Origin of the sequence: Kribbella deserti, from assembly GCF_042434725.1 — a bacterium.
GTDB lineage: Bacteria > Actinomycetota > Actinomycetes > Propionibacteriales > Kribbellaceae > Kribbella > Kribbella deserti.
In genome coordinates this window covers 217093-243700 of record NZ_JBHLTC010000036.1, presented here as the reverse complement: position 1 = coordinate 243700, position 26608 = coordinate 217093, and the positions used below count along the sequence as shown (strand labels likewise).

At 68.0% G+C, this 26608-nt stretch carries 16 protein-coding genes; 8 read left to right on the top strand and 8 right to left on the bottom strand.

Annotated features, from left to right (window positions below; translation table 11 throughout):
* Positions 1-193: 193 nt before the first annotated feature.
* Positions 194-730: a TetR/AcrR family transcriptional regulator gene (locus ACFFGN_RS27895; protein ID WP_380053217.1), complete on the top strand. Its 537-nt coding sequence runs from the start codon at positions 194-196 to the stop codon at positions 728-730.
* Here the strand turns inward: ACFFGN_RS27895 and ACFFGN_RS27890 are convergent.
* Genes ACFFGN_RS27890 through ACFFGN_RS27880 form a run of 3 tightly spaced genes read right to left on the bottom strand, consistent with a single transcriptional unit; the run spans position 720 to position 3610 of the window.
* Positions 720-1514, bottom strand: coding sequence for a sugar phosphate isomerase/epimerase family protein (locus tag ACFFGN_RS27890; protein ID WP_380053215.1), 795 nt, complete (start codon positions 1512-1514; stop codon positions 720-722). The two genes, ACFFGN_RS27895 and ACFFGN_RS27890, sit on opposite strands and share 11 nt — an antisense overlap.
* The gene (locus tag ACFFGN_RS27885; protein ID WP_380053213.1) at positions 1507-2637 is read right to left on the bottom strand and encodes a mandelate racemase/muconate lactonizing enzyme family protein; all 1131 of its coding nucleotides are present in this window, start codon (positions 2635-2637) and stop codon (positions 1507-1509) included. The genes ACFFGN_RS27890 and ACFFGN_RS27885 overlap by 8 nt, the downstream gene beginning before the upstream one ends.
* 4 nt (positions 2638-2641) lie before the next feature.
* Entirely contained in the window at positions 2642-3610 is a 969-nt protein-coding gene (locus tag ACFFGN_RS27880) for a hydroxyacid dehydrogenase (protein WP_380053211.1), read from the bottom strand.
* Between the two features lie 94 nt (positions 3611-3704).
* Between ACFFGN_RS27880 and ACFFGN_RS27875 the strand changes: the two genes are divergently transcribed.
* A complete protein-coding gene (locus tag ACFFGN_RS27875; protein WP_380053209.1) occupies positions 3705-4592 on the top strand; it encodes a LysR substrate-binding domain-containing protein in 888 nt (295 codons plus the stop codon).
* 25 nt (positions 4593-4617) lie between these two features.
* Here the strand turns inward: ACFFGN_RS27875 and ACFFGN_RS27870 are convergent, their stop codons facing one another.
* Positions 4618-5778, bottom strand: coding sequence for an alanine--tRNA ligase-related protein (locus ACFFGN_RS27870; protein ID WP_380053207.1), 1161 nt, complete (start codon positions 5776-5778; stop codon positions 4618-4620).
* Between the two features lie 485 nt (positions 5779-6263).
* Between ACFFGN_RS27870 and ACFFGN_RS27865 the strand changes: the two genes are divergently transcribed.
* On the top strand, positions 6264-6734 hold the full coding sequence (locus tag ACFFGN_RS27865) for a GNAT family N-acetyltransferase (RefSeq protein ID WP_380053205.1): 471 nt from the start codon (positions 6264-6266) through the stop codon (positions 6732-6734).
* 156 nt (positions 6735-6890) lie between these two features.
* On the opposite strand, the gene ACFFGN_RS27860 is transcribed toward ACFFGN_RS27865, so the two are convergent.
* Entirely contained in the window at positions 6891-8531 is a 1641-nt protein-coding gene (locus ACFFGN_RS27860) for a pectate lyase family protein (RefSeq protein WP_380053203.1), read from the bottom strand.
* 178 nt (positions 8532-8709) lie between these two features.
* Between ACFFGN_RS27860 and ACFFGN_RS27855 the strand changes: the two genes are divergently transcribed.
* The 3 genes from ACFFGN_RS27855 (at position 8710) to ACFFGN_RS27845 (ending at position 14200) form a co-directional block, all read left to right on the top strand.
* Positions 8710-11100, top strand: a complete 2391-nt coding sequence (locus ACFFGN_RS27855; RefSeq protein ID WP_380053201.1) for an ATP-binding protein — start codon at positions 8710-8712, stop codon at positions 11098-11100.
* A gap of 261 nt (positions 11101-11361) precedes the next feature.
* Positions 11362-12960 carry a galactose-binding domain-containing protein gene (locus tag ACFFGN_RS27850; RefSeq protein ID WP_380053199.1) on the top strand — a complete coding sequence of 533 codons (1599 nt, stop codon included), beginning with the start codon at positions 11362-11364 and terminating at the stop codon, positions 12958-12960.
* Between the two features lie 10 nt (positions 12961-12970).
* The gene (locus ACFFGN_RS27845; RefSeq protein WP_380053197.1) at positions 12971-14200 is read left to right on the top strand and encodes an MFS transporter; all 1230 of its coding nucleotides are present in this window, start codon (positions 12971-12973) and stop codon (positions 14198-14200) included.
* 880 nt (positions 14201-15080) lie between these two features.
* On the opposite strand, the gene ACFFGN_RS27840 is transcribed toward ACFFGN_RS27845, so the two are convergent.
* Entirely contained in the window at positions 15081-16493 is a 1413-nt protein-coding gene (locus ACFFGN_RS27840; RefSeq protein ID WP_380053195.1) for a DUF418 domain-containing protein, read from the bottom strand.
* Positions 16494-17392: 899 nt separating this feature from the next.
* On the opposite strand from ACFFGN_RS27840, the gene ACFFGN_RS27835 reads away from it, so the two are divergent.
* The gene (locus ACFFGN_RS27835; protein ID WP_380053194.1) at positions 17393-20512 is read left to right on the top strand and encodes an ATP-binding protein; all 3120 of its coding nucleotides are present in this window, start codon (positions 17393-17395) and stop codon (positions 20510-20512) included.
* A gap of 18 nt (positions 20513-20530) precedes the next feature.
* On the opposite strand, the gene ACFFGN_RS27830 is transcribed toward ACFFGN_RS27835, so the two are convergent.
* Positions 20531-21310 (bottom strand): ABC transporter permease, encoded by a 780-nt coding sequence (locus tag ACFFGN_RS27830; RefSeq protein WP_380053192.1) that lies wholly within the window; start codon positions 21308-21310, stop codon positions 20531-20533.
* Positions 21307-22311 (bottom strand): ATP-binding cassette domain-containing protein, encoded by a 1005-nt coding sequence (locus ACFFGN_RS27825; RefSeq protein WP_380053190.1) that lies wholly within the window; start codon positions 22309-22311, stop codon positions 21307-21309. Before ACFFGN_RS27825 ends, ACFFGN_RS27830 begins: the two co-directional genes overlap by 4 nt.
* 517 nt (positions 22312-22828) lie before the next feature.
* On the opposite strand from ACFFGN_RS27825, the gene ACFFGN_RS27820 reads away from it, so the two are divergent.
* Positions 22829-26542, top strand: coding sequence for a CARDB domain-containing protein (locus ACFFGN_RS27820; RefSeq protein WP_380053188.1), 3714 nt, complete (start codon positions 22829-22831; stop codon positions 26540-26542).
* The last annotated feature ends 66 nt before the right edge of the window (positions 26543-26608 follow it).

The window sequence follows — 26608 nt, the reverse complement described above, 5'->3', positions numbered from 1 at the left end:
GCGCGGGTTGGCGCGACTGGGTCGCGGGTTGGCAGGGCTCGCCGGGTCGGCAGGATCGGCGGAAATCATGCATGCTGGGGCGGTGAGCAAAGCCGCCGGAGACCAGGGAACCACCGGCCACCGGCACGCCACCGGAGACCAGAGGACTACCGGAGATCAGCACGGTTCCGGGCGGTCGGGTGGTCGGGTTGCGGTGGTTGATACCGGGCGGGCGGCGATCTTGCTTGCTGCGCGGCGGGCTTTTGCGCTTCAGCCGTATGCCGCGGTCACGTTGCGCGGTATCGCCGCCGACGCAGGTGTGAGCGCATCCCTGATCGTCAAGCACTTCGGCAGCAAGGAACTGCTGTTCGACGCGGTCGCCGACTTCAGCACGGCCGCCACCCAACTCCTGGACGCGCCGAACGACCAACTCGGCAGGCACGCCGTGCTGACCCTGGTCCGCTCCCGCCGCCGGCACAACTCGGACCTCCTGCTCCGGGTCGTCTTCGCCGCGGGCAGTGGCGACGAACGGGCACTACTGCGCGAACGCTTCCGCGACCAGGTCATCAGCCAGGTCGCCGAACGCCTGCAAGGCCAAACCAAGGACCTCCGCGCCGAACTCTTCGCGGCTCAACTCCTAGGTCTCGGCGCCGTGATGGCCATCGACAAGCAAGGCCCTGCCGCCACGGCCACTCCCGAACAGATCGCCGACCTCTATGCCCCGGCCCTCCAGTCCCTGGTCAATCCGTGACCAGCCCACGCGCACGAGCGAGATCCTGCGCCAGGCGGCTTTCGACCGGGACGGCCGGGTCGGAGTATTGGCCGGTAAGGCAGACCGGTCCGGCATAGCCGAGCTCGGCCAGCGTCGCGAGTACGGCGGCCCAGTCGGAAAGCCCGTCGGGCCCTTCGACGAACCACGGCTTCCACGCTCCACCAAGACAACCACGGGCGGGCTCGACCTGGCGGTAGATGACGTTCTTGAGATTGACGATGCCGAGGCGGTCCGCGACCAGCGGCAGGGTCACGCGCGGATCGTCGCCGGCCAGTACGTCGTGGGCGGCGTCCCAGACCACCTTGAAGTATTCGGGCGGGAGGCCTTCGAGCAGCGCGAGTACACCCAGCGACGACGAGACGAACCGGCCGTGATGCGGTTGAACGCCGACCTGGACGCCGTACTGCCGGGCGAGCGGTACGACGGACTCCAGGCGCGCGCGGATCCGCCGTACCGAGGAGGCGTAACCGTCCGGCCCGAGCTCGGCCATGATCCGGATCATCGGTACGCCCGCCGCCTGGCACGCCGCGAAGGTCTCTTCCTCGAGGCCGCTGGCGATGCTGATCGGGCTGACGCCATGGTCGCGGAGCTGTGCCACAAACGTCGGCAGAACCCGCACGGCCGTCGCGGGAGTCACGAAGGCGGTATCGCGGACGGGGATCTCCGCGCCGTTGAAGCCGAGCCCGGCGACCAGTTTGCCGAGTTCGTCGCCGGGCAGTTCCGACCAGGGCTTGGTGAAAACGGACCAGCAGAACTCAGACATAAACCAGGTCCTTCGCTTCGGCTCGGATGCGTTCTTCGTCGACCTCTACACCGAGGCCGGGGGCGGTTGGCACGGTGGCGATGGCCTTGGTGATCGACAGGCCTTCGACGTACAGGTCGGCCAGTAGTTCGGGCCCGTTCAGTTCGGCCGGCAAGGCGAGTTCCAGCTGGCTGAAGAGGTGCAACGCGGCCGCGAATCCGACGCCGCAGTCGGTCAGTCCGCTTGCCAGGATCTCCATCCCGTTGGCCGTCGCGACCTGGGCGGTCTTCAGGGCGTTGCGAATTCCGCCCGCCTTGCAGATCTTCACGACGACCAGATCGGCGGCGTCGGCCTGGATCGCCCGGGCCAGATCGCTCGCGGTGAAACTGCCTTCGTCGATGGCGATCGGCAGATCCGTCATCGCGCGGACTCGGCGCATGCCCAGTAGGTCCGTACTCGGCACGGGCTGCTCCACGTTGTGAATCCCCGGCATGTCGCGGATCGAGTCGAGTAGTTGCCGAAGGCCCGAAGGCCGGTACGACTGGTTTGCGTCCAGCCAGATCTGCTTGCCCTCAGCAACTTCCGAAGCGGCTCGTACGGCCGCTGCGTCGGCTTCCGGGCGGCCGGAGATCTTGACCTTGTAGGCCGCGTAGTCCGACGACTGCAGCATGCGCTCGCGAACGACCGACGGCTCGTCCACCCCGATCGCCGAGCAGAGCGGGATCGCGTCCCGCAACCGGCCGCCCAGTAATTGATGCACCGGTACGCCGGCGAGTTTGCCCGCCGCGTCGTGCATGGCCAGGTCGACCGCGGCCCGGGCGAACGGAAAGCCGTTCGAGACCGACGGGCTCAACCGCCGATTCGCGCGGCTGTGGAACAACTCGACGTCGAACGGCGTGAGTTCCAGCAGGATCGGTTCGAGGTGGCGCTTGATCACCACCGCGATCGTTTCGGCCGTCTCGTAACTCCAGCTCGGTAAGGCCCGCTGCTCACCCCAGCCGATCACGCCGTCCTCGGTGACCAGCCGCACGAAGATGACCGAGCCGGCCTGATCCGGCGTGCCGACGGCGCCGCTGCCGAGCACGAATCCCTTCGCGAACGGAACCGCGACGGCAAAAACCTGCAAAGACCTGATCCGGGACATGGCGTCAGGCCGCGATCGGCCAGGCGGCGGGATCGACGTACGACGGCCCGCATGTCCCGTTGTCGAGCCACTTGAGTACGTCGGCCAGCACATAGCCGGTGAGCGCGAGATGACCCTGCACGGTGTCTCCGGCGATGTGCGGGCTGATCAACAGGTTCGGCGCGGCCAGTACGGCGTCCGCCAGCGCGGGTGGTTCCGGATCGAACACGTCGAGCGCGGCGAACAACCGGCCCGCCACGACCTGTTCGAGCAAGGCCTCCTGGTCGATCGCCGGACCACGCGACGAGTTGACCACGATCGTGCCCTCGGCCATCGCCTCAAGGTGCTTCCGGCTCACCAGGCCTCGCGTTTCGGGCACATCCGGCACGTGCAAGGAAACGAACGCGCAGGCCAACGTCTCTTCCAGTGAGGCCGTGCGAACTCCCAGCGCTCGGGCCCGATCGTCATCGAGGTACGGGTCGTACACGACGAGGTCGCAACCGAACGGCTTCAGCAGGGTGATCAGCGCCCGGGCCGTCGAGCTGGCGCCGAGAATGCCGACCGACTGCCCGGCCAGTTCGATGCCGCGCAGGTGGGACGGTTTCCACGCGCCACCTCGAAGGGCCTGGTCGAACTGGGGGAGGCGCCGGGCGAGCGTCAGCATCGAGGCCAGGCAGTATTCGCCAACGGACCAGGCGATCCGGCCACCCGCGGAGAACACCGCCACGCCCTGGTTGAAGATCACCGGGTCGATGAGTCGTTTCACCGAACCGGCGGCGTGCGCGACAACCTTCGGGCCGTTGCCAGCAGACCAGAGCGAGGCGGGTAGCGGCGGCGTACCCCAGCTGGTCAGAACCACTTCAGCGCCCTCCAAGCGGGACACGTCGGCTCCCGACCAGACCACCTCAAACCGCTCTTCGAGCAGTTGCCGGGTCTCCGCGCTGCAGACGTCCGCAACGCGTTCCGGGCTCATGGCGACGGCCAGTCTGGTCAAGTCGGGCTCCTCAGGTTGGTGGCATCCTGACCGTAGGCGCCAAGCGTTATGCGCGTCCAAGCCCGATTTCGCATAGACCGATACCGTTTGAGGTATGGATCTGTCCCTGAGCCAGTTGCGCGGTTTTGTCGCAGTCGCCGAGGAGTCCCATTTCGGCCGGGCCGCCGCGCGGCTCAACATGACCCAGCCGCCGTTGACCCGGCAGGTCCAGGCCGTCGAGAAGGCCGTTGGCACCACCTTGTTCGACCGGACCGGCCGAGGGGTGCGGTTGACCGCCGCAGGCGAAGTCTTCCTGGCGCACTGCCGCCGGGTGCTCGCCCTGCTGGACGTCGCGCCCGAGGCCACCCGCCGCGCCGCCGAAGGCCAAACCGGCAGTCTGCGGTTGGCCTTCACCGCGATCGGGGCGTACGCCGTCCTCGCGGACTTCCTCGCCGAGGTCAATACCCGGTTGCCGGGGGTGAGCATCGCGTTGGCGGAGCTGGTGAGCGAGGACCAGTTCGAGGCGCTGGCCAATCTGCGGATCGACCTCGGGCTGGTCCGGCCGCCGATACCACCGGGGTTCGAGTCGGTGCTGGTGCATTCGGAGGACCTGGTGCTCGCCGTACCGGCCGGCCACGAGCTGGCCGCGGGGGCGGAGCCGGTGGCGTTGGCGGAGGTGACCGACGACTACATCGGGTACAGCCCGGAGGGTTCGCGGTACCTGCACGACATCTGCGCGGCGATGATCGGCATGGACCGGTATGTGGTGAGCCAGCTCGCGTCGCAGGTGCCGACCATGCTCGCGCTGGTCCGGGCGGGGTTCGGCTGTGCGCTCGTGCCGCGCTCGATCATGGCGATGGGCGTGCAGGGCGTTCGCTATCGCGAGCTCGTGACCACCGACGCCCACTCCGTCACCCTGCACGCCTGCTGGAGTTCGGACAACCCCAACCCAGCCTTGCAACGGCTGGTCTCGACCCTCAAGCCGGTTGCGGGCCCGGCCTGAGTGCCCCGCAACCGGCTCGGCCGCGTTAGACCGGGAGAACCGACTCGACCACCTCCCGGGGAAGGCCGTGCGTCTCGTGCAAGAAGGTGAAGTCCGTCTCGGTGAGCGGTCCACGCTGGTGCAAGCGGAGGACCCGGTCCCGGCCGCGATCGATCAGCCGGCGGAAGCGCCGTTCCTCGTCCAGCAGAAGTTCGCGGATCGAACCCGGGTCATCCGGCTGGCCGAAATGACCAGTGGTGTGCTCGATGACCTCGACCGGGAGTTCCTCCAAGCCGTACGACGGATCGAGCCGGTACAACGTCGTCAAACAGCGGCGGATCAACCGGCGCAACACGTACCCCTGGCCGGTGTTGGACGGGCGTACGCCATCCCCGATCACCACGATCGACGAGCGAAGGTGGTCCGTCAGGAGGCGGAACGATCTCTCGTCGGGATGCCAGAGCCGGTTGACGTGTTCGGTCCAGGGCTCGAAGAGGTCGGTTTCGTACACCGAGTTGACCCCCTGCAAGAGCATCAGCAATCGCTCGAAGCCCATGCCGGTATCCACGTTGGGAGGCGTGACCGGCCGCAGCAGCCCGTCGTCGTACCGGTGGAACCGCATGTGCACGTGGTTCCACACCTCCACCCAGCGCGAATCCGTACTGGGTGTTCCCTCCGGTTCGGTATCGCCGGTCCAGACGAAGATCTCGCTGTCCGGGCCGCACGGACCAGTGGGACCGTTCGACCACCAGTTGTCGTCGACGAGGCGTTCGACCGACAGGCCGAGCTCGTGCCAGACGCGCTCGGAATCGAGATCCGGACCGAGTTCGTCGTTGCCGCCGAAAACCGTTACGTACAAGCGATCCAGGCCGAACCCCTCGGTCAGCAGCTCGAACCCCCAGCGCAGGCTCTGCTCGTGGCTGTAGTCGCCGAGGGACCACGAGCCGAGCATCTCGAACACGGTCAGATGCGTACGATCGCCCACCTCCTCGAGGTCCGTCGTACGAAGACAGCGCTGGCGGTTCGTCAGGCGGCGTTGTGGATGCCGTCGCCGGCCGTCGAGATATGGCGTGAGCGGGTGCATGCCGGACGTGGTGAACAGCACGGGATCACCCGGCTCCGGCCGCAGGGTACTACCGGTGATCTGGTGGTGCCCACGCTCGGTGAAGAAGTCGCCGAACGTGCGCAGGACCTTGGTGGATTCCATCGGAATGCCTTTCGAACAAGGCGAACGACAGTCTCCGGGCAACAAAAAACCGGCGAACTGTCGCGTTCGCCGGTTGGGTGAATGAGCTCAGGTGAGATCAGCCGACGGCGCGAACGCCCCGGCTGCTGCCACCCTCACCAAGTTCTTCATGCCCCCACCCTACCCACCCCCGCAACCTTTTTGCATCCCGTTCATCGGACGCTTGTGACGCGGCGTGTCGCCGTTCATCGGACGCTTGTGACCGTGGCGGCGGGTCCCCTGCTGGCAGTCATTCGTCGGAATCCGCCCTCCTTGCTGCGGTCTGCACTCGGCCGGCGGCCAGGGCGGAGGGCGGATTCCGACGACTGAAGGCAAACCTCGGGGAGGTCTCGGCGTTTTGGCGACGCGCGTGGTCACAAGCGTCCGATGAACCGCGACACGCCGGGTAACTAGAGTCCGATGACACGCCGAAGGGGGAGGTGGGGAGGTGGGGTTAGGGTCGGGGGGTGGGGATTCGGGGGGCGGTGAGTGGGGATGCGCCGGTGGTGGCGCGGGTTTGGTATGACGGGTGGCGGGATGGGCATCTTGGGCATATTCCCGAGGCGCTGGTCGCGGTTCGGACGCGGGAGTCGTTCGACGTTCGGGCGGCGGAGCGGGTTGGCGACACCACGGTGTACGAGGTGGACGGGCAGGTCGCCGGGTTCGTGATGGTGGTGAACGACGAGGTGGAACAGGTTTACCTCGCGGCGGACCACCGTGGTTCCGGGCTCGCGGCGATCCTGCTGGCCGAGGCGGAACGCCAGGTCAAGGCCAACGGGTACGACACCGCCTGGCTCGCGGTGGTGGAGGGGAACGCCCGGGCGCGCAGGTTCTACGAGCGCCAAGGCTGGATCAGCGACGGGCCCTTCGACTACCAGGCCTCGTCCGCCGAAGGCCCCATCGCCGTACCGTGCCTGCGCTACCTCAAACGGGTCTAGCCCTACCTTCTTTGCGACGATCGGACCCGTTTGCCGCTGCAGGCTCGCCTGCACCCGACAGGTAGCAGACGAGCGGCAAGACGGGTCCGATCGTCGCAAAGAAGGTTCGCGAAGGACGTGATGTGGAAGTGGTTGCGATCCACCTTCGAGTGCGTTTCATGCCAGCCTCCGGTCGACGTACTGCGCCTGGTAGAGCGAGGTGGGCCACAGACCTGGCCGGTTGGCGCCCTCGATCCACCCGGCGGGCTGGGCGAAGGGGCCGTCGCCGGTGACGATGCCGTGGCAGCCGATCGCGTAGTTCTGCGCGGTCGGCGGCTTCTGTACGACGAGCTTGGTGCCGGCGGTGTCGCAGTTCCAGCCGATCGAGTGCGAGGTGGACCAGCCGTGGCCGGTCCCGTAGTCCCCGCGGTTGTAGATGCCGAGGGTCAGATCGACCCTCGGTGCGATCTCGCGATGGTTGTCCCAGAGCAGACCCTGGCTCCAGCGGCGATGGCCTTCGCTCGAGGCGAGACTGCCTTCCGCCGTACCGCGCAGGAAGACGATGCCGGAGGCGCTGCTGTTGCCGTTCGAGATGAACGCGTGCCGCGCCTTCGAGGCGTAGCAGTCGGCGAACAACACCTGCTGGGAGTAGGCCTCGCAGTTGAAGTTGTACCGCCGGCTGCCGGTGACAAGCGACACCGGATCGAGCGCCCGGCAGTTCCGGATCGTCGCCCGGGTGGTCTCGAACGTCTCCACCCCGGCCTTCGCGAAGTGCAGGAACGTGCTGTCGCGCACCCAGACGTCCTCGGCCTGACGGATCTTGACCGCCACTGAGGCATGCGCCTCGTCCTGATCGGGATCACCGGTGAACTCGATGTCCACCCGCAACGACTCCAGGCCCACGCCGGTCACCAGGCCGGCGCGGTCCCACTTGTACAGGTACGACTGGGATCGCTCGCGCCGCAGATGCTCGAACAGCGGTACGTCGACCGTGACGGTGTTGGCGCGGATCGACCGGACGAACCGGTTGTAGGTGATCGGCTGGCTGCCTACCACCCAAGGCGCGTCCGTGGCGGTGCCGCCGTAGTCGACCGAGGCCAGCCAGGCGTCCGTACAAGGGTGGACCAGGATGATGTTGTCGCCCGGGCGCAGACCACTCGCGTCCGCGACCTCGAACGAGCGCGACCCCACCCGCACCCACTCGCTGGTGATGTCGGTCAACGTGCCGGGCACCTGGCCGCGCCACCCCGTGCTGGCGCTGCCACCGAGCACGATCACGTCTCGCGAGGCGGGAAGGTTGCCGGTGGCCCGGATGATGGTGTCCTTGGCCGGATCGGCGCCATCGCCCGAGCCGCGCAGTACGACGCCGCTCTGGTTGAGCCGCAAGGTACCGGCAACGGGATAGTTGCCGGGTTCCAGCCGTACCGCGCCGCGGAAGCCGTCGCGATCGACGGGCCGTTGCCCGACCGCGTCGATCGCCGCCTGGAGGTGGGCGGTGTTGTCGCCTTCGACCGGGCCTATCGTCTGGACGGTCCGGACTCGCGGGATCGGTCTGTTGCCGTTTCGATAACCGGCGTGGCTGAAATCGGGGATTCGGTTGCCCTCGGCATCCTCGGAGTACCTGAGCCGGTACGCCGAGTCGTACTGCACGAGGCTGGACTGCCACCGGCCGGCGATGCTCGAGGTGCCGGCCAAACCAGCACTTTCGGCCAAACCAGCGCTGCCGGACGAATAGGCCGGACTGGCGGTGAAAATCGCGCTGCCGGCCAGGCCTGCGCCGAGACCGAGCAAACGCCTTCTACTGAGGTCGTGCGTCATCGCAAACCTTCCTGATGGGCGGATCAGGGAAGTCAGTCTCAGTGCCACCTCCGAGCTTGGCAAGCGCTTACCGTCAGTTCCGCAACTAATGTCCCGCGACCCGGAACCAGGCCGCGACGCGGTTCCGTCCGGCTGAAGTCCGGCGCCGGATCGGCCCGGCTCGTGGCATGCTGACGCGATGACTGACGAGGTCGGGCGGTTGCTGCGAGCCGCGCGGCTGCGTTCCGGACTGACCCAGGAAGAAATCGCCGAGCGGTCGGGCGTCAGCGTCCGCGCGATCAGCGATATCGAGCGTGGCCGGGTGCGGGCGCCACAGCCGCGAACCGTTGAAGCCCTGGCCGACGCGGCCCGGTTGACGCCGGACGAACGCCGTTTCCTCACCCAGACGGCCAAATCGGCCCGGTCGCGTGCCGCGGAGATCGCGCCCTGGGTGGCCGCGGCCCAATGCGAACCACCGGCGGGACTGAACGATTTCGTGGGGCGGACCGATGAGCTCGCCACGCTGACCGCCTTGGCCGCCGCCGCGGGACATGCTGCCGAGGGCGCGGCGGCCCAGCCGGTCGCCGTACTGACCGGGCCGCCGGGCGTTGGTAAGTCCAGCCTTGCCGTCCGGGCGGGCCGTTCCCTCGCGTCGGGTTTTCCCGGTGGTTGCCTGTACGTCGACCTGGCCGAACCGGGCGAAGGTGCCGCGCTGCGCCGACTGCTCGGGGCGTTAGGTGTGGGGACGGCCGAGATCCCGCCGAGCCCTGCGGACCAGGGCCGGTTGTACCGGGCGATGCTGGCGCGACGGCCTGCGCTGGTCCTGATCGACAACGCCTTCGACGAAGCGCAGGTAAGGCCCTTGCTGGCCACGGGTCCCGGCTCGTTCACGATCATCACCAGTAGGCGAGTGCTGTCCGGGCTCGAGGGCGCGGTCTGGCTGCCGCTCGGGCCGTTCACCACGACCGAGGCGGCCGATCTGCTGGCGACGATCGTCGGCCAGGACCGGATGTCCGCGGAGGCCGGCACGGCCGAGCAGATCGCCCAGTTGTGCGGGCATCTTCCGCTCGCGCTGCGCATCGCCGGTAATCGGCTGGCGAGTAGGCCATTGTGGTCGCTGGGACACTTCGTGGCGCAGCTGAGCGAGACGCGACTTGGCGGGCTGGAGGCCGGCGATCTGCGGGTCGTTGCCGCCTTCACCGTGTCCTACCGGCAGTTGTCCGGGCCGGCCGCGCTCGTCTTCCGGCGCTTGGCGCTGCTGACCGGCGACCAGCTTTCCGCCGAGGTCGCCGCGGTGCTGGCGGACCTGCCGATCGGGACCGCCCGCCGGGCCGTGGAGGAACTCGCGGACTTCAGCCTGATCGAGCCCGTCGGCTCCGACGGCGGCTATCGCGTGCACAGCCTGCTGGCCCTCTTCGCCAGCGAATGCCTGGCCGACGAGGAGTCCCCGGCCGAGGCGGAGGCGACGAGTCGACGGTTGACCGGGTGGTTGCTGCGATCCGCCACTGCCGCCGGGAACTGCTTCCTGCCCGCGGTGCTGCAACCAGGCCCGCCGGCACCACCCGGACCGGCTATGGCCTTCGAGAGCCGGCACACCGCGCTGGACTGGTTGCACCGTCACCGCGCCGACTGGCTGGCTGCGTTGCGCCGGGCGGCTCCGGATGACGCCTGGTCCACCGAAGTGCTGGCGCTGACCGACGCCATGCACTGGTACTCGGATCTGGGCGTGCTGCCGGAGATTTGGCCCGAGGTGTTCCAACTGGGCGTGGACGTGGCCAGGCGGCTTGGCGATCGTGCCGCCGAGGCGGTCCAGCTCAACCTGCTCGGCTGGGCGGTGGGCGTGCTGCTGGAGCAGCGTGAGGAGGGCCTGCGGCTCCATCGCGAGGCGCTCGCCGCGGCGAAAGAGGCCGGCGATCTGGTCGAGGAAGGCTGGGCGTTGTTCTACCTGGCGACGCTCGAACGCATCACCGGCGGTACGGGTGCTGCCGCGGCTCTCGCAGCCCTCTCTGCCGAGCGGTTCGGCGCCGCGCCCGAACCACTCGGGCAGCACATCGCCTGGTCCCTTGTCGCGTCGCTCGAACAGGCGCGCGGCGAAACCGCCGCGGCGCTGGCGATCCACCGCCGGGTCGTCGAGTACTTCCGCCGCCCGGAGCACGAACCCGCCGACGGCACGGGCGCCGTACTGCTCGGGCATCGGCTGCTCGCGTACGGCGCCTCGCTGGCGCGGTCGCAGCAGTGGGCCGAGGCGATGACGGCGTACCGGGAGGCCATCGAGCTGTTCCGCGCGGCCGGAATGCGCAGTGGCGAGGCCCGGGCGCGGTTCGGCGTGGGAGATGCCTTGGCCGGGTCCGGCGATCTGCCTGCGGCGCGGGATGAGCTGGAGGCGGCGACCGAGATGTTGCGCGACAGTGGCGCCGGAATCCGCCGGGTGGAGGCGCAGGCGGAGCTGGCCGTCGTACTGGATCAGCTGGGGGAGCGCGACGAGGCCGCGCGGGTCCGGGCCGAGGCGCTGGAGTTCTGCCGGGAGTGGGACCGGCCCGAGCTCGCGGCCGTCGCCCAGCGGCTCGAAACGGCCGCTTCTTCGCACTGATGCGCGAGGGCCGGGAACCGCTGCGGTAGCCCGCAAATGAGCCGTGATCGACCGGCGGAACCGGTGCCGGAATTTCCTGCCGGATCAGCGAAAGCGTTCACCGGGGTCGCCGTGCCGACCGGCAGAACAGCAGGAGGGTGATTCTGCCGGTCGTTCTGCGTGGGCACTACTGAGAGGTTGCGCTGAACTTGCCAACTGTTAAGCGACTTTCCAATTCGGGCTGCCCGCCCCAGGCGTCCCCGAGCCCCGCAGGAGTGCGACATGTTCCCGCTCAGAAAAATCAAAGTGCCCGTGGTGGCGCTCGCCGCCGTGGTGATCGCGACCAGCGTCGGGCTGCATGCCAGCGCAGGTGTCACCGCCGACGTGTTGCTGTCCCGCGGCGCGCCGGTGATCACGTCCAGCGTCGAGAGCAGCAGCTTCCTCGGTAAGAACGCGGTCGACGGCAGTACATCGACCCGCTGGGCCAGCGCGGAGTACATCGACCCGCAGTGGATCCGGGTAGACCTCGGCCAGCCCTCGGCCGTCAACCGGTTGAAGCTGAACTGGGAGGTGGCCTACGCCAAGTCCTACCGGATCGAGATCTCCGACGACGGCGCGAACTTCCGGACGCTCAAGACCATCACCACGGGGGATGGTGGCATCGACGACCACACCGGTCTGGCCGCGAACGGCCGCTACGTCCGCGTGGTCGGGACCCAGCGCGGTACACCATGGGGTTACTCGCTATGGGAGATGGAGGTCTTCGGCGTCAGCGGTTCGACCGGTGACACCCAGGCCCCGACCGTGCCGACCAACCTGGCGGCGGGCACCGTCACCAGCACCACGGTCGACCTGACCTGGACCGCGTCCACCGACAACGTGGGCGTCAGCGGGTACGACGTCTTCCGCAACGGCACCTTCGTCGCCTCGGTGGCGGAGAACCGCTTCAGTGACACCGCACTGACGCCGCAGACGGCCTACAGCTACACCGTTCTGGCCAAGGATCCGAACAACAACAAGTCGGCCCAGAGCGCTCCGCTCTCGGTCACGACCGCCGCCGGGCCCACCGGGGTGTTCGTGCTCGCGGCAGCCGGTGACATCGCCGACCAGTGCACCGCGTCCAGCAGCTCTTGTGTGCACCCGAAGACGGCGAAGGTCGTCGACTTCATCAAGCCGGTCAACGTCATCACCATGGGCGACAACCAGTACGACGACGCTCACTACTCCGACTTCACCAGCTACTTCAACACCTCGTGGGGCCGCTTCAAGTCCATCATGAAGCCCTCGGTCGGTAACCACGAGACCTACTCGTCGCCGGCGTACGACGGTTACCACCGGTACTTCGGCGCCATCGCCCGGCCGAACGGCAAGCGGTACTACAGCTGGGAGCGCGGCAACTGGCACTTCATCGCGCTGGACTCGACCGAGGACTCACCCGGCCTGGTCGAATCGGCGCAGCACACCTGGCTCAAGGCGGACCTCGCGGCCAACACCAAGAAGTGCGTCGCGGCCTACTTCCACCACCCCCGGTTCAGCTCTGGTGCGCGCGGTGACAACGACAAGATGGCCACGATGTGGAACATCCTGGTGGACAACAAGGTGGACCTGGTGCTGAACGGGCACGACCACCACTACGAGCGCTTCGTAGCGCAGGACAAGTACGGCAAGCCGACCGCGGCCGGTACGACGATGATCATCGGCGGCATGGGTGGCACGGACAACTTCTACCCGGTGCACGCCGAGCACGAAGCGACCGCCAAGACCATCACGGACACCCACGGCGTGATCAAGCTGACGATGACCGACAACTCGTTCACCAGCCAGCTGATCGGCCTGAACAACACCGTCCTGGACAGCTCCCCGACGACCACCTGCCACTGACGAGCCGACCATGTATCTAGCCGATACCCGCGCGGCGGGCACCACTAAGGGCAAGATCGGGCGGCGAGTTTCCGGCAACGTGCTGGCGCTGGGCATGGTCAGCCTGGTCACGGACATCTCAGCCGAGATGGTGACCGCGGTGCTACCGCTCTACCTGGTCGTCGGTCTTGGCCTCAATCCGCTCCAGTTCGGTCTGCTGGACGGGTTGTACGCCGGGGCGACCGCGCTGGTTCGGCTGGTCGGTGGGCATGCCGCCGATCGCTGGCGACGGTTGAAGGCCGTCGCCGGCATCGGTTACGGCCTCTCCGCTGCCAGCAAACTCGGTTTGCTGGCAGCGGGGTCCTCGGTCCCGGCGATCGGCGCGGTACTGGCCGTCGACCGGGCCGGCAAGGGCATTCGAACGGCGCCCAGGGACGCGCTGATCTCGCTGAGCAGTGAGCCGGAAAGCCTCGGCCGCTCGTTCGGCGTGCATCGCGCGATGGACACCATCGGCGCGTTCCTGGGGCCGCTGGTGGCGATGGTGGTGCTCTGGGGCAGCCTGGGGGACTACAGCTCGGTCTTCGTCACCAGCTTCTGTATCGCGACCATCGGGGTGCTGGTACTGGTCGCCTTCGTTCGTGATCGACCGCCCACCGAAGGACCGGCAAAACCCGTTCCGGTGCGGTCGATGCTGCAGCTGCTGCGGATTCCCGGCTTTCGCCGGCTCTGCGGCTGGGCGGCGGCGCTGGCGCTGATCAGCGTCACGGACTCGTTCCTCTATCTCGCTCTGCAACGCAATTTCGATGTCAGTACGACGATGTTCCCGTTGCTGCCACTCGGCACGGCCGGTGTCTACCTGCTGCTGGCTGTACCGCTCGGGCGGCTTGCCGACAAGTACGGCCGGTGGCGCGTCTTCGTTGGCGGTCATTTGGTGATGGCGACCGCGCTCGGACTGGTCTGCGGACCCTTTGGTGGCTGGTGGATCGCCGCGTGCGTGCTGGTTCTGCACGGTGTGTTCTACGCCGCGACCGATGGCGTCCTGATGGCGGCGGCGGGCCCCTGGCTGCCGGAGCACCTCCGCGCGAGCGGGATGGCCCTGATCCAGACCGGTCAGGCCCTCGCGCGGATGGTGTCCGCCGTTCTGTTCGGACTGGCCTGGACGCTGTGGGACCTGCGCCCGACCATGCTCGTGGTGGCCGGCTGCCTGCTGCTCGTCACTCTCGCCGCCGCCGTGATCAAGCCCTGGGAGAAGCCCGCATGAAGAAGCTTTTGGTAACGGCGCTGGGCGTTCTTGTCCTCGCCGGGGCCGCGATCGGTTACGTCGTATCCGCCCGGACCGGTGCCGCGGTGAACGCCGTCCCGGTTCAGACCGGCACGATGGAGATCGGCGCGGACCACTTGTACTTCCGCAACACCGCGGCCGGGCCGGACGAGGGCAAGCTGGCCGCCGTACCCGCTCGGCCGACTTCAGCGGCCTCGGGTGCATCGGCCGTTCGGACCGTGGCCGGTTTGAAGTGCGACCGCTTCGCCGTATCGAAGGGCACGGGCATCTGCCTGGCCCTTCAGCCGGGTGTACTGCCGCCGATCACGGATGTGGTTGTGGTCGGGCGCGACATGTCCATTGTTTACAAGAAGTCCCTGCCTGGTACGCCGAGCCGGGCCCGGGTTTCACCCGACGGCAAGATCGTCTACTGGACCGTTTTCGTGACCGGCGACTCGTATGCCGTCACCGGGTTCTCCACTCGCGCGGGCATGTACGACCTGGGGACCAAGCGGCTGACCAAGAGCATCGAGGAAATGGCCGTGTACGTCGACGGGCGCCGGTACCACTCGGCGGATATCAACTACTGGGGAATCACCTTCGCCGCGGACGGGAATCGCTTCTACGCGACGATGTCCAGCAAGGGCAAAACGTATCTGGTCGAGGCCAACTACCGCGATTTCAACGCGAAGGCCCTGCTGGAGAACGTGGAATGCCCGTCGCTGTCTCCCGACGAGAAGCGAATCGCCTTCAAGCAAAAGAACTCCGACGGCACCTGGCGGCTGGCGGTGCTCGACCTGGCCACGCGCAAGATCGTGCGAACCGCCGAAACCGGCAACGTGGACGACCAGCCGTTGTGGCGCGACAACAACACGCTTCTCTACGGGTTGACCGGACCGGACGGTGGTTCGGACATCTGGTCGGTGCCGGCCAGCGGTTCGGGCAGCCCGGAGCTCGTCGTACCGGATGCGGCCTCGCCCGCGATTCTGCCGCCGTCGGCGGCCCTTGCGGGGTAAGGGCCACCGACGCTTCGGTCACCCCGCGCGGCCCGTTCGCCCGGTCCACTTCGGTTGCCTCCTTCGTTTCGGTCGTTTCGGCCGTTTCGGTAGGTCAGCTTGCGGAGCAGGACTTCGAACGGGCCGCGCCGGTTGTGGCGCCGCATCCAGTCGGCCAGGAACACGGTCGCGAGCCAGGTCCCGATGGCGAGTGCCGCGACCGTAGTGACGCTCAGTTGCGGGGTGAGGTCGAGCGCGTACGGCGCGAACGCGAGGGTCCAAACCGCTGACTGCGCCAGATAACACGTCATCGATCTCTCCCCGGCGGCGGTGATCGCGGCGACCACTCGCCCGCGTTCCGCGTTTGACCGTGAGGTTATTCGGTAGGCGAGTAAGGCGATCGCGGCCGCATATCCCAAACCACCGAAGTGCCCGGTGGCGTCGTGCAGGGTGCCCAGGCGGCTGAGGATAGGCCCGGCTGGTTCGTTCACCACGCCCGCAAGCACCAGTGCGATCGGAAGGCCGCCGGCTACCGCCGTACCGACCCCGGCGATGGCCACGCGGCGCAGCAGGACCAGCCGGCGATCGGGGCACTCCAGGAGGCGGGCGCGCGCGGCGAGAATACCGATCAGGAACGGGAACACCAGGCCGATCGGATAGAGCGGGACCAGCACCAGCAGGGCGGGCGCGCGCTCGACGACTCCCGCCCAGATGCTGCCGGGCAACATCGCGGGATCGCGTCCAACGCTGCTCTCGACGGTCAGCGAATCACCCGTGGGCAGGCTCGTCAGGGCGAAGGCCAGCGCGGCGAGGATGACGAGAGTACGGCTCTTCCAGCGCAAGGCCGGAACCACCAGGAAAGCGAGCAGACCATACGCCGCGAGGATGTCGCCGACGTACAGCAAGATCCCGTGCAGGAACCCGATCGCGACCATCCACAGGCTCCGCCGCCGGATCAACCGGCGAATCGGCCGCCACTGCGCGCGGGACACGTCCTTCCGGGTGGCCCGGTCCGGATCCTTGCCCGCCGCGGTCAACCGGCGACGGTAGATCTCGACCAGCCCGTATCCGAAAAGCGCGGCGAACAACGGATAGGCCCGGCCGTCCACCAGAGTCGCGATCAGCCCGACCAGGACGGCATCCAGTCCGGTCGTCTCCCGGGGGAATCCGCCCAGTGCGGGTGCGTTTTGCAGGAAGTAGTGGGAATTCGCGACGGCGATGAACAGCAGCATGAACCCGCGGGCCAGGTCCGGTGCCAGGAACCGCCTCGGGCTTCGCACATCCGCAGCAATAGTCACCCCACCACCAAACCGCCTGCGGCGTACGAGCGAATCCGCCCAAGGTCTATTCGCCACCGACCAAAGGCCTAGCCCGGCGCAGCTTTATGAGCCCCTACGGGCCAGTGCCACGCGAAGCCAGACGCTGCTACCAAGGCGAAGGTGGACGCAGCTAAGAAGGCGGAGGCGGATGCCAAGCGGTGCCCAGTGAGTGGTAGAGCTCGCGGGCGGGGTGGTTCGTGCTGACTACTCGTAGGCCTAGCTGGGTGGCGCCGTGCGCGGCGATCGGCCTCAGTGAAGCGGTGGTCGGCCTCGGCGGGCCGGTGGTTTGCGACTGCGACAGGGGAGACGGCCGGCCAGAATTCGCCGTACTCGCCCGCGAACGTCTCCATCACGCCTCGGCGAGCGGCGGCGATATCGCGCGCGCCCACATCCGGCGGATACGCCGCCAGGTAGGTGGCCGCCATGGCCTCAAGATCCTCCGGCTCGGTCGCCCGCAGCCCGTAACCATCCGGCACCGCGGTCCCCACCACCCGAGCCACCGATGCCACCGATGCCACCGGAGCCACCCGAGCCGCTGGAGCCACCGGAGCCGCTGGAGCCACCGGAGCCGCTGGAGCCACCGGAGCCGCTGGAGCCACCGGAGCCGCTGGAGCCACCCGAGCCGTCGGAGCGAACGGAACAAGGTCTGCCACCAGGATGAGTCCCTCAGCCATAGTCCCGCAGTCTCTCAGCTGACCGTGCCCTGCCATCGCGCCGACAGCAGGAGTGCCCCTGCAAGTAGCTGCAGAATCGTTGAGCCGTCGCGAACGGCGGCTGCGGCTACCTCGGCGAACGGCGGCTGCGGCTGCCCCGGTGAACGGCGGCGGCTACTCGGGCGACGGGCGGATGGGAGTACGCCGGAGAAGTAATGTACGGGCGTGATCGAGTTGAGGTTGTTGGGGCCGGTTTCCTGCCGGGGGCGGGAAGTTGCCGGGGCTCGGTTGCGAGGGCTGTTGGCCTTGCTGGCGAATGACCTGCGGGCAGGGTGCAGTACGGGCCGCTTGGCCGAGGGGTTGTGGCCGGACGTCCAACCCGAGAATCCGGTCAAGGCGGTTCAGGTCCTGGTTTCCCGCGCACGGTCGCAGTTCGGTTCCGACCTCATCGCCAGTACGGCGACCGGCTACCGGCTGAACCTCGCCGACGACCAGGTGGATACCTCTGCAGTGCTGGTCAGCGCCGCCGCTTGTGCGGCCAGTGCCCGGGCCGGGGACCACGCCGACGCTTTCGCGCAGGCCGAGACGGGCCTGGCGTACTGGGATGGCGCGAGCATCGAGACCGGCGCGGACCCGGAAGATCCGTTGGCGGTGCTTCGGGAGGACCGCGTTCCGGCGTACCGGGCTCTCGTGCGGGCACGCGCCGTCGCGTTGTCGCGGCTGGGACGGCGGGCTGAGGCGATCGAGGCGTTGGCGCCGCTCGCGGCGGAGTACCCGCGCGACGAGGAGATCCTGCTCGAGGTGTTGCGCAGCGAGGCGGCGACTGCAGGGCCTTCGGCGGCTCTAGCGCGGTACGACGACTACCGCCGGCTCCTGCGGGATGAGCTCGGCGCGGATCCGGGCGCGGGGTTGCAGGCCTTCTACCGGGAATTGCTTCAGGAAGACGCGCCGTCCGTTCGCCACGGCGTACCGCATGAACCGAACTCGCTGCTCGGCCGCGACGCCGATATCGCGGCGGTCCTGGACCTGCTGCATTCGTCCCGCGTGGTCTCGATCGTCGGCCCGGGCGGACTCGGCAAGACCCGGCTCGCGCAGGTGGTCAGCCGTCAGGCCGAGCAACGGACCGTGCACTTCATCGGGCTGGCCGGTGTCCGGACGGACCAGGACGTCGCGCACGAGGTCGGCTCGGCCCTTGGCGTGGGTGAAACCGCGCGCTCGGCCGACTTGCTCGCGGGCATCGTCGCTGGGCTCGGCCAAGGGCCCATGCTGCTGGTGCTCGACAACTGCGAGCAGGTCGTCCGCGGGGTGGCCGAATTGGTGCAGGCCCTCGTCGCGATGACGCAGGACCTTCGCGTGCTGACGACGACCCGCGCACCGCTGGACTTGTCGTCGGAGGCCGTCCACCTGTTGCCGGAGCTGGACCTGGCGACCTCCATCGAGTTGTTCGGCCAGCGGGCCCGGGCGGCTCGTCCCACCGTCGAGTTGCCGGCCGAGGCAGTCGCGGATCTGTGCCGGCAACTCGATGGCCTACCCCTCGCGGTGGAACTGGCGGCGGCGCGGGTCCGGGTGCTCAAGGTGGCAGACATCGCGAGCCGGTTGAAGGACCGTTTCACCTTGCTCCGTGGGGCTGCGCGGGACAAACCCGAACGGCACCAGACGTTGTACGCCGTGGTCGACTGGAGCTGGAACCTGCTCGACGAAACCGGTCAGACGGCGATGCGACGGCTTTCGGTTTTCCCGGGTGGCTTCACCGCGCAGGCCGCGGAACACCTCCTGGGGTACGACGCTCTCGACCTGCTCGCGGAACTGGCCGACCAGTCGTTGCTGAAGGCAATCGAAACTCCAGCGGGCTTGCGGTTCCGGATGCTCGAAACCGTGCGCGAGTTCAGTACGGCGCATCGCGAGGTGGCCGGGGACGGCGACACCATCCGGGCCGGATTCCTTGCCTGGGCACGCGAATTCGGCATCACCCATCACCTGGAGTACTACGGAACGGACCCGTCGCAGGCCGTCGAGTCGGCCCGGTCGGAGCGGGACAACCTGGTGCAGGCGTTGCGATGGGCGCTGGCCGATTCCGACGAGCCCACGGTCGCGGCGGTCACCGCCGTACTCGCGGGATTGTGGAACGTCGAGTTCAACCACATCCGCCTTCTGGCCCTCGTGCGGGACACCGAGTGGCTGCTTTCGCACTATCGACCCGAGCCGGAACACGTGGAAGTGACCCGAACGGCGCTGGCGCTCGCGGCAGCCGGAACGCTCCTGGTGCGTGGTGCCGTCGCAACCCGGGCGTTGGTCGGCCTGCGGCGTCTACCGGCGGCGCCACCCGACACGGTTCCCCGGGCGATCGCGGTCCTGGCCGGTACGGCGTACGAGTCAGCGGAGCGGTTCCCCCTGGTATTGCAGGAGTTCTGCGAGGGTCCGGCGTTGCTGGCCGGTGCCGCGAATGCCGTGGCGGGCTATCTGGCCGAGATCGAGGGCGATACCGACACGGCGATGGAGGCGGCCCACGGAATGCTGACGGCGTTCGAAGCGTCGCGCTCGCCGTGGATGCGGTTGATGGCGCACCTGCGGGTCAGTGAGTTGTGCCTGCAGGTCGAGCAAGGGGCCGAGGCGCGGCGGCACATGCTGGCGGCCAAGGATTTGCTCGCTCAACTCGGCGAACGGGCGGAGCTGATGGACTTCCAGATCGACTGGGGACTGGTCTTGGCCGCGTTGCAGCTGGGCGACGGTGCAGAGGCTGAGCGGTTGCTGTCGAAGTCGGGCGGCTTATGGGACGGCGAGGCGGTGACGATTCCCGATCTCGGTATTCGTGCCGAGATCGCCCTGGCCCGCGGGGAGATCGAGACCGGCCTCGGACTGTGGCGACAGGCTGTGCGGACCAACAACCAGGACAATCCCGCGTTCGGCATCGTCGATCCGGCGATGGACCCGTGGGTGCTCGAGATGCAGGCCGCGGCGGTGGTCGCGCACGCCCAGCACGGGCAGTTGGACCTGGTGGCCGATCTCATCGCCGAACTGCCCGGCAAGTTGCTGATGGTGCTGAATGCCCCGGTGGCCGAACCGCTGTCGTTGATGGAGTTTCCCGTCTGCGGTGCGTTGTTGCTTGCGCTCGGCATGGTCGACCTCGACCGGGGTGCGACCGCCTCGGCGGTTCGGTTGATGGCGCTCGCGGCCCGGCTGAGGTTCTTGCGGAACTACCAGCCGACCATGTCCGCCGAACGGGCTCGCCGTACGGCCGAAAACGCCGGAAAGCCGGCGTACGTCGACTGGGAGTCGTCGTACGCCGGCTTGCGGCGGGCCGGGTTCCGGGCGGCCGCGCTGGCGGCGTTGGCTGATCGCGCCTGATCATCGGGTTCGGCCAGTTCAGCGGGACGGGTCCTTGCGGTAGGCCGAGCGGGACCATAGGTAGCCGATGGCCGCGATGACGACGCACCAGATGATGGCGGCGATCCACTGGTTGCCGACCGGGGTCCCCATCAGCAGGCCGCGAACCGTCTCGGTGATCGGCGTGAACGGCTGGTACTCGGCGAACCAGCGCAGCCCGGCCGGCATCGAGTCCACCGGTACGAACGTGCTGCTCAGGAAGGGCAGGAACTGCAGCGGCAGCACGATGTTGCTCGCCGCCTCGGGGGTCTGGCTGACCAGGCCCATCGCGACGGCCAGCCAGGTGAAGGCGAAGGTGATCAGCGCGAGTATGCCGGCCGCGCCGAGCCAGTCGGTGAAGCTCGCGTTCGGGCGGAAACCCATCAGCAGGCCGACGCCGGTGACCAGCGCGAGGCTGATCAACGTGAGGATCATGCTGCCGATGACGTGCCCGGTGAGAACCGACGGCCGGAAGATCGCCATCGTGCGGAACCGGGCGATGATGCCCTCGGTCATGTCCGTGCAGACCGCCACGGCCGTGGAGATCGAGCCGGAGGCCACCGTCAGCAGCAGAATGCCCGGCAGCAGGTAGTCGATGTACTCGCCGCCACCCGCCGCGCCTGGGCCGATCGCGCCGCCGAACACGTAGACGAACAAGAGCAGGAGAACGATCGGCATGCCCAGCGAACCGAGTGTCAGGCCGGGGTACCGGGCCGCGTGCAGCAGGTTGCGCCGCAGCATCGTGGTGGAGTCGGCAATGGCAAGGGACAGTGAGCTCATCGGATCGTCGCTTTCTCGGTCGCGTCGGTGCTGGCGGCGTTGGCGTGGGCGTTGGCGGGGATGGCGGTTTTCGGCTGGCCGGTGACGGCGAAGAACACGTCGTCCAGGTCGGGGGTGTGCACGGACAGCGACTCGACCTCGAGTGAGGCGTCGTCGAGCCGGGCGAGCAGGGCCCGCAGCGAGTGCACGGTGCCGTCGTTCGGCACCCGCAGGCTGAGCGAGTCCTGATCGGGCGCGGCATCACGGAGGTGCTGGACCGCCAGTGCGAGTTCCGCGCTGTCGGCGAACTGGAGCCGGACGTGGCCGCCGGGAACCAGGCGCTTCAGCTCTTCGGCGGTGCCCTGGGCAACCAGTTTGCCGCCGTCGAGTACGGCGATCCGGTCGGCCAGGCGGTCGGCCTCCTCCAGGTACTGCGTGGTGAGGAAGATGGTCACACCCTCGGCCACCAGGCCGCGGATGATCTCCCACACCGTCTGCCGGCTGCGCGGGTCGAGCCCGGTGGTCGGCTCGTCGAGAAAGATGATGCGCGGATCGCCGACCAGGCTCATCGCCAGGTCCAGCCGCCGCTTCATTCCGCCGGAGTACGTCGACGCCGGCTTCTTGCCCGCCTCGACCAGGTCGAACTTCTCCAGCAGTTCGGTCGCGAGGCGGCGGCCTGCCAGCTTCGGCAGGTGGTGGAGGTTCGCCATCAGCAGGAGGTTCTCCTCGCCGGTGAGCAGCCCGTCGACCGCCGAGAACTGGCCGGTCACGCCGATCGCGGCCCGGACCGCGTCCGGCTGCTGGTTCACCTTGTGCCCGGCGACCTCGACTTCGCCGCTGTCCGCGGTGATGTAGGTGGTGAGGATCTGCACCGCCGTGGTCTTGCCGGCGCCGTTCGGGCCGAGCAGGGCGAAGATGCTGCCCGCCGCGACGTTCAGGTCGATGCCGTCCAGGACGACCTTGTCGCCGTAGGCCTTGTGTAGCCCGGTGACCGCGATGGCCGGGCGGGGTGAACTGGTCATGCTCCCTCATCTCTGGCTGGTGTTGCTCGCTGCTGTTGCGGTGCTGCTTGCGTCTGAGAAGAGATTGCGGCCGCCCGGTTTCACCCCGGCATCACGCCGGCTTCACCGGGTTTCAACCGGCTTCACCGGGTTTCACCGGGTTTCATCTGGCTTCGTCCGGATTTCACCGCCAGCGGCCTCGGGGTTCACCGGCTTCACCTGGCGGCAGGTCGGCCCCGGGCGGTGACCCCTGCAGGCCCTGAACCGTTGACGAACGGAGCACGACCTGCAACCTTTGTCTCCACGCTCGCAAGAAATTGGCAAGAACTACGCAATTACTTAGACCAGGCGGTTCCAGGGCCGATGTGCCCTGATTGCCCGGTCGTCCCGCCCGCCCCGACCCGCTAGCAACCACTCCGGCGTACCGACCCCGTATGCCCGCCGCCGTACCCGCAGCCCCGCTTTCGCGCGGTCTCGCGGAACTGCGGCGTGCGCGGCGGTAGGCCGTACCGGTGCGCGCAGCAGAACAGAGGACACCATGAAACGGACGCAGCCCAGATGGCGGCTGATTCCCGGCCTGCTCGCGGCGGCACTGCTCGCCGCCGGCGCCGTGCCGACCTCCGCCGCCGGCGCCGTGCCGATCTCCGGCGCCGCCCTCGGCGCTGATGCCGCCGCCCGCGGCGCCGACGCCTACGCTCGCCAAGGTGAAGCGGCGGTGGCGGCCGATGTCGCGTTGGCCAAGACCGTGTCGGCCAGTAGCCAGCTCGGCGGCTATCCCGTCGGCAACAGCGCGGACGGTAACCAGGCGTCGTACTGGGAGAGCAACAACAACGCCTTCCCGCAGTGGATCCAGGCCGATCTGGGCGCGTCCGTGAAGGTCAATCGCGTCGTGCTGAAGCTGCCGTCCTCGTGGGGTGCGCGTACGCAGACGCTGTCGGTGCGAGGCAGTGCGAATGGCTCGACCTTTGCCGACATCGTGGGTTCGGCGGGATACGCCTTCACCCAGTCGGGCGGCAATACCGTCACCATCTCGTTCCCGGAGACCACCACCCGGTACGTCCGGCTGAACGTCACGGCCAATACCGAGTGGCCCGCCGCGCAACTGTCCGAGTTCGACCTGTTCGGCCCCGACTCGGGCGGTGGCGGCGACACCCAGGCCCCGTCCGCGCCGGGGAACCTCGGCCTGACCGAACCAGCCAGCGGGCAGATCCGTCTGGCCTGGTCGGCATCGACGGACAACGTGGGTGTCACCGGCTACGTCGTCCACCGCAACGGTGCTCCCGTCACCACGGTGGCGGGTAACGTGCTCACTTACACCGAGAGCCAGCCGGCCGCGGCCACCGTCGAGTACTACGTGCGCGCCCGCGATGCCGCCGGCAACGAGTCTGCCGACAGCAACCGGGTGGTACGCAATGGCCAAGGCAGTGGCGCCAACCTGGCCGCGGGTAAGCCGATCGAGGCCTCATCGCACGTCCACAGCTTTGTCGCCACGAACGCGAACGACCCGAGCGGCACCAGCTATTGGGAGTCGAACGGCTTCCCGGCGACACTGACCGTGAAGCTCGGCTCGAACGCCGACATCTCCTCGGTCGTGGTGAAGCTCAACCCGGACCCGATCTGGGGAACGCGCACGCAGAACTTCGAGATTCTCGGCCGGGACCAGGGCGCGACCACCTTCACCTCGCTGCGTGCCCGGGCGGACTACGTCTTCAACCCCTCGTCGCAGAACACCGTCACCATTCCGGTGAGCGCGCGCACAGCCGACGTACGGCTGCAGTTCTTCGGCAACACCGGCGCACCGGGCGGCCAGGTCGCGGACCTGCAGGTCGTCGGTACGCCCGCGCCGAATCCCGACCTGGTCGTCACCTCGACCACGTGGACGCCCGCCTCGCCGAGCGAGACCACGCCCATCACGCTTTCCGCGACGGTGCAGAACATCGGCTCGGCCCCGGCCGGCGCCACCTCGGTGAACGTCAGCCTGGGCGGTACGGTCGTCGGCAGTGCTGCGGTAGGCGCCCTGAACGCCGGTGCCTCCAGCACCGTCACGGTCAACGCCGGAACGCGGGCCCAAGGCAACTACACGGTCACGTCGGTGGTCGATCCGGCCAACACGATCGTCGAACAGAACAACGACAACAACAGCTTCACCGCGCCGACCCAGCTGGTTGTCGCCCAGGCACCCGGTCCCGACCTGCAGGTCCTCGGCATCACCTCCAACCCGGCGAACCCGGCCGTCGGTAGCCCGGTCGGCTTCACCGTTGCCGTAAGCAACCGTGGTACGTCGGCCAGCGCCGCCTCGGTCACCCGGGTGGTCGTCGGCAGTACGACGCTGAACGGCAACACGGCCTCGATCGCCGCGGGCGCGACGGCCAACGTGGCGATCAGTGGGACGTGGACGGCAACCAACGGCGGCGCCACCATCACCGCGACCGCCGACGCCACCAACGTTGTTGCCGAGACCAACGAAACCAACAACACCTACGCGCAGTCGATCGTGGTCGGCCGCGGTGCCGCCGTGCCGTACACCGAGTACGAGGCGGAGGCCGCGAACTACCAGGGCACGTTGCTGGTGACGGACCCGCTGCGCACGTTCGGGCACACCAACTTCGCCACCGAGTCGTCCGGCCGGCAGTCGGTCCGGCTGAACTCGACCGGCCAGTTCGTGGAGTTCACCTCAACGAACCAGTCCAACTCGATCGTCGTGCGCAACTCGATCCCCGACGCCCCGGGTGGCGGCGGTATCGAGGCCACGATCAGCCTTTACATCAACGGCACCTTCTCGCGGAAGCTGACGCTGTCGTCGCGGCACAGCTGGCTGTACGGCAATACCGATACGCCAGAGGGCCTGACGAACACCCCGCAGGGTGATGCCCGGCGGCTGTTCGACGAGTCGCACGCGCTGTTGTCCTCGTCGTACCCGGCGGGCACGAAGTTCAAGTTGCAGCGCGATGCCGGTGATACCGCGTCGTTCTACATCATCGACCTGATCGACCTCGAACAGGTCGCGCCGGCGCTGAGCCAGCCGGCCGGTTGTACCTCGATCACGTCGTACGGCGCCGTGCCCAACGACGGTCTGGACGACACCGACGCGATCCAGCGGGCGGTGACGGACGACCAGAACGGCGTGATCAGCTGTGTCTGGATTCCGGCCGGGCAGTGGCGGCAGGAGAAGAAGATCCTGACCGACGATCCGCTGAACCGCGGCCAGTTCAACCAGGTCGGCATCAGCAACGTCACCATTCGCGGCGCCGGTATGTGGCACTCCCAGCTGTACACGCTGACCGAACCGCAGAACGCCCAGGGCAGCATCAACCACCCGCACGAGGGCAACTTCGGCTTCGATATCGACAAGAACACCCAGATCTCCGATATCGCGATCTTCGGCTCCGGCCGGATCCGCGGTGGTGACGGTAACGCCGAAGGTGGCGTCGGCCTGAACGGGCGGTTCGGCACCGGTACCAAGATCAGCAACGTGTGGATCGAGCACGCGAACGTCGGCGCCTGGGTCGGCCGCGACTACGACAACATTCCCGACCTGTGGGGACCGGCCGATGGGCTTGAGTTCAGCGGGATGCGGATCCGCAACACCTACGCGGACGGCATCAACCTGTCGAACGGTTCACGCAACTCACGGGTCTTCAACTCGTCGTTCCGTACCACCGGCGACGACGCGCTGGCGGTCTGGGCGAACAAGTACGTGAAGGACCAGTCGGTCGATATCGGCCACGACAACTCCTTTGTGAACAACACGATCCAGCTGCCGTGGCGCGCGAACGGCATCGCGATTTACGGCGGTTACGGCAACAAGATCGAGAACAACCTCGTCTACGACACGATGAACTACCCGGCGATCATGCTGGCCACCGATCACGACCCGCTGCCGTTCTCCGGTACGACGCTGATCGCCAACAACGGGCTTTACCGCACCGGCGGCGCCTTCTGGAACGAGGATCAGGAGTTCGGCGCGATCACGCTCTTCCCGCAGAACCTGCCGATTCCCGGTGTCACCATTCGCGACACCGATATCCACGACTCCACCTACGACGGCATCCAGTTCAAAACCGGCGGCGGCTTGATGCCCGACGTACGCGTCACCAACGTCCGCATCGACAAGTCCAACAACGGCTCCGGCATTCTCGCGATGGGCGGCGCGCGCGGTAACGCGATCCTGTCCAACGTCACCATCACCAACTCCCGCGACGGCAACATCCTGATCGAGCCCGGTTCCTCCTTCACCATCACCGGCAGCTGATCCCAACCCGCGAAGGCCTCCTGTCACCCGGCAGGAGGCCTTCGCTTTTGGGCTCGTTGATTAGGC

Coding starts and splice junctions, on each gene's coding strand:
- ACFFGN_RS27890 (WP_380053215.1), bottom strand. CDS start 1,514: ATGTCTGAGTTCTGCTGGTCCGTTTTCACCAAGCCCTGGTCGGAACTG.
- ACFFGN_RS27885 (WP_380053213.1), bottom strand. CDS start 2,637: ATGTCCCGGATCAGGTCTTTGCAGGTTTTTGCCGTCGCGGTTCCGTTC.
- ACFFGN_RS27875 (WP_380053209.1), top strand. CDS start 3,705: ATGGATCTGTCCCTGAGCCAGTTGCGCGGTTTTGTCGCAGTCGCCGAG.
- ACFFGN_RS27870 (WP_380053207.1), bottom strand. CDS start 5,778: ATGGAATCCACCAAGGTCCTGCGCACGTTCGGCGACTTCTTCACCGAG.
- ACFFGN_RS27860 (WP_380053203.1), bottom strand. CDS start 8,531: ATGACGCACGACCTCAGTAGAAGGCGTTTGCTCGGTCTCGGCGCAGGC.
- ACFFGN_RS27855 (WP_380053201.1), top strand. CDS start 8,710: ATGACTGACGAGGTCGGGCGGTTGCTGCGAGCCGCGCGGCTGCGTTCC.
- ACFFGN_RS27850 (WP_380053199.1), top strand. CDS start 11,362: ATGTTCCCGCTCAGAAAAATCAAAGTGCCCGTGGTGGCGCTCGCCGCC.
- ACFFGN_RS27845 (WP_380053197.1), top strand. CDS start 12,971: ATGTATCTAGCCGATACCCGCGCGGCGGGCACCACTAAGGGCAAGATC.
- ACFFGN_RS27830 (WP_380053192.1), bottom strand. CDS start 21,310: ATGAGCTCACTGTCCCTTGCCATTGCCGACTCCACCACGATGCTGCGG.
- ACFFGN_RS27825 (WP_380053190.1), bottom strand. CDS start 22,311: ATGACCAGTTCACCCCGCCCGGCCATCGCGGTCACCGGGCTACACAAG.
- ACFFGN_RS27820 (WP_380053188.1), top strand. CDS start 22,829: ATGAAACGGACGCAGCCCAGATGGCGGCTGATTCCCGGCCTGCTCGCG.